The following is a 3,533-nucleotide window of genomic DNA, read 5'->3' as shown; positions in this document are numbered from 1 at the left end:
CACATAGTAACCAAAGACGTCCCGATTTTGCAAATCTTTAGCCATGACCCGTTGTTTGGTCCGAAGTGTTCCAATGGCCTGAATAAGGTCACGGTATTCCGCCGCACGTTCAAACTCCATCTCCTGCGCTGCCTGGTTCATCTTGGCCTTGAGGTCATCGATGATTTTGTCATCCTGCCCTTTTAGGAAATCAGAAACCTCCTGAGCCATGGACTTGAAATAAGCCACATCTTTCTTACAGATGGTATGGGCCATACACTGGCCGATATGGTAGTAAAAACAGACCTTAGAGGGCGGGTTGGTACATTTCCGAAAAGGAAAAATCCGATCCAGCAGTCGCTTAATCTCATTGGCTGCCCCCACATCTGGATAGGGACCAAAGTAGAGCCCCCCATCTTTCTTGACCTGACGGGTGATGATGAGACGCGGATAGCGCTCCTGGGTGATTTTGATAAAAGGATAGGACTTGTCGTCCTTGAGCATGATATTGTACTTGGGTTTATTTTCCTTGATCAAATTGATCTCAAGGAGCAGGGCCTCAATATTGGACTCGGTCACGATAAACTCAAAGTCCACAATTTCTGATACCAAAGCCTCCGTCTTGGTATCGTGGCTCCCTCTGAAATAAGACCGCACGCGGTTACGCAGGTTTTTAGCCTTCCCTACATAGATAATAGTTCCATTCTTGTCCTTGTGGATATAACAGCCAGGGCTGGTTGGCAAAAGTGCTAATTTTGATTGGATCACGTCATTCATAGTACTATTATAGCAAAAAGATAAAATAGAATCCCTACTGAAGTATATCCGTTTGGGCTACTTCTTCATTTCCTCTTATTTTATCCTTTCTTCTCCTTTACCTATGTTTTTCAAAACGTCCAACGAAAAATGAGGCTGGGACAAAAGTCCTAGCCTCTCAATTGTTTTTGGATTGTCGAGCAAGACGCAGTGGTTGAGTGGGCTCTACCACGCTGATTTCATCAGCTTTTACAGCCCTACTCAACTGTGCGGAGGTGGGACGACGAAATCGAATTCTAACGAATTACCGATTTCTGTCCCACTCTCCATAGATACTCTATTTTAACAAATCCTGAACAGGTTCAAAAATAATTTTCTCAATATCGCTTAAATAAATAGATAAATATTGTTGCTTGTTAAAGAATTCTGACAAGAGTGCATTTCCTTGAATTTTTTCACTAAACTCACGCATCTTTTCTTGGAAATTCGCATCCGGCATTTGTCCTGTTTGTGCTAAGTTTTGAAGTTCTCCTTGAAACACGAGATAATCTGAAAAAATTTGCTTAGCCTCAGCATCTGACTGAATAGCTATTTTAGCCACTTCAACTGCTTTATACTCTGGAAGATTCCGAATTTCTCTTCCTAACTCATTTGCTAAATCATACATATTTGCCATATGGTTCTCCTTCTATTTTGCTTTATTATATCCTATCTTTTCTAAAAAATCTGACAAAAACTACTCGAAAGCTGAAAATTCCATCTTCAGACTGATAATGGTTCCTTCATTTCACCACAACTTTGTAATCTGTATTTTCCGTAATTACTTTTTTGGCCTTTTCTAAGTCTTGTGCATTTTTAAAGGAAATTTGGAGGATTCCATGGATGTCCTCTCTATTTTCCTCGTTAATATGAACATTAACCAATGACGTCCCTCTAAGCAATTCAAGGATATGGAGAATAACATCCTCTTCATCAGGAACATCTACAAAGATATCATAGAAGCTGTCTACACCACCGCGCTTATGTATTTCCATTTCTTGACGGTATGTCCTACCTTGGTCGAAGAACTCCCATATAGCCTCCTCGTCTTTGGAATCAATGGCACTAGCAATAGCGTCCAATCTCTCTTTAAAATCCGTGATACGCTCTAATATGCTATCTGGATTTGACAGAAGAATGGCTGTCCACATGCCCGGTTCACTTTCTGCAATTCGAGTCATGTCTCTGAAACCACCCGCCGCAAAATTTCGCGTCAATTCATGAATTTGAGCATAGCTTGCTGCTTGCTTCATCAGACTCGTTGCCAATACATGAGGGAAATGGCTTATCTGCGATGTCACCCGATCGTGTTCTTTTGCATCAATCTGAATAAAACGTGCATGTAATCCAGACAGCAAATCCTCCATCTCCTCTATCGTTCCTTCTCGCGTTAAATTAGAAGGAGTAAAAAATATAATAAGCATTTTCAAAAAGATTCACATCCGCTGCAACTGCGCCTGTCTTGTGACTACCTGCCATAGGATGCGCACCAACAAAACGAACTGACTTCCCTGCAAGATAAGTGTCACCAGCCTCAACAATAGCAGCCTTAGTAGAACCTGCATCAGAAATAATCACTTGTTCCTTCAACTTTAAATGAGATAATTCCTCAATAAAAGCAATCGTTTGTTGGATAGGCACTGCCAAAATAATCACATCAGCTAATGGCGCAAAGCTTGCAAAATCATCCGTAGCTTGATCAATCATCCCCTCTTTCAAGGCAAAATCTCTAGATGCTTGTCCTCTATTATATCCTAAAATTTCATACTCAGGATGGTCTCGACGAATGCCAAGCGCCATAGATGCACCAATCAAACCTAAGCCTGCAATATAAATGGTTTTCTTTGTCATTGAAGCTCCTCTTTAAAATTCCTTGACAAACTTCCGATGAGATTGAACAGCTTCTTTTAGCTCCTCTATATTGTCAGATGAGAACTTCTCTAAAACCTCCGTTGCAAGAACAGTTGCAACAACAGACTCCATAACGACCGCCGCAGCAGGCAAAGCGGTCGGATCACTCCGCTCCACAGTCGCTTTATAAGGTTCATGTGTTTCGATATCCACACTCATAAGAGGCTTGTAGAGGGTTGGAATAGGTTTCATTACGCCACGCACCACGATAGGTTCCCCATTCGTCATTCCACCTTCAAAGCCACCAAGATTATTGGTTTTTCTAGTAAAACCATCTTGTTCTGACCAGATGATTTCATCCATGACTTGGCTTCCTTTTAGACGGCCAGCATCAAATCCAACCCCGAACTCAACTCCTTTAAAAGCGTTGATGGAAACAACTCCCTGAGCCAGTTTCGCATCTAATTTTTTGTCCCATTGCACGTAGGAGCCCAGACCTACCGGTACACCTCCCACTACCGTTTCGATAATCCCCCCAATTGTATCTCCGTCTTTCTTAATTTGATCAATATAGTTTTTGATTTCTTCTTCTTTCTCAGGATTGACAATAGAAACCTCAGACTGAGCTGCTCTTTTCTTAATCTCAGCCACTGTCAAATTTTCAGGAACTGTGATATCAATACCACCAAAAGTAACAACATGGCTGGCTACTTCTACCCCAATCTCCTCCAAAAGACGTTTTGCAACTGCTCCTACTGCTACACGCATAGTTGTTTCACGAGCTGAGGATCTCTCAAGAGAGTTACGTAAGTCAGAAAAACGGTATTTCATACCACCAACCAAATCAGCATGACCTGGACGAGGCTTCGTTATTTTTCTAAGCCCTTTTTTCTTTTCTTCCACGTCTT

The 3,533-nt window shown here is 41.7% G+C and carries 3 protein-coding genes and 1 pseudogene; all 4 read right to left on the bottom strand.

The genetic code is table 11. The features are described from left to right. Positions 1-756, bottom strand: a 756-nt coding sequence (uvrC, locus tag STRDD10_RS00185; protein ID WP_082781995.1) for an excinuclease ABC subunit UvrC, incomplete at its 3' end; no start/stop codon positions are given. Between the two features lie 316 nt (positions 757-1,072). Continuing rightward, on the bottom strand, positions 1,073-1,411 hold the full coding sequence (locus STRDD10_RS00180) for a YlbF/YmcA family competence regulator (RefSeq protein WP_067192008.1): 339 nt from the start codon (positions 1,409-1,411) through the stop codon (positions 1,073-1,075). Positions 1,412-1,517: 106 nt separating this feature from the next. Continuing rightward, a pseudogene (locus tag STRDD10_RS00175) lies at positions 1,518-2,625 on the bottom strand (prephenate dehydrogenase). Between the two features lie 12 nt (positions 2,626-2,637). Further along, a partial coding sequence (aroC, locus tag STRDD10_RS00170) for a chorismate synthase (protein WP_067192006.1) occupies positions 2,638-3,533 on the bottom strand: 896 nt, incomplete at its 5' end.

It is taken from the genome of Streptococcus sp. DD10 (assembly GCF_001578805.1).
In the GTDB taxonomy this organism is placed as follows: Bacteria; Bacillota; Bacilli; order Lactobacillales; family Streptococcaceae; genus Streptococcus.
Note: the sequence above shows the minus strand (reverse complement) of the source record. Positions and strands in the feature narration are given on the sequence as shown.

Excerpts from the sequence above, each read along its gene's own strand:
- STRDD10_RS00180 (WP_067192008.1), bottom strand. The coding sequence starts at position 1,411 with ATGGCAAATATGTATGATTTAGCAAATGAGTTAGGAAGAGAAATTCGG.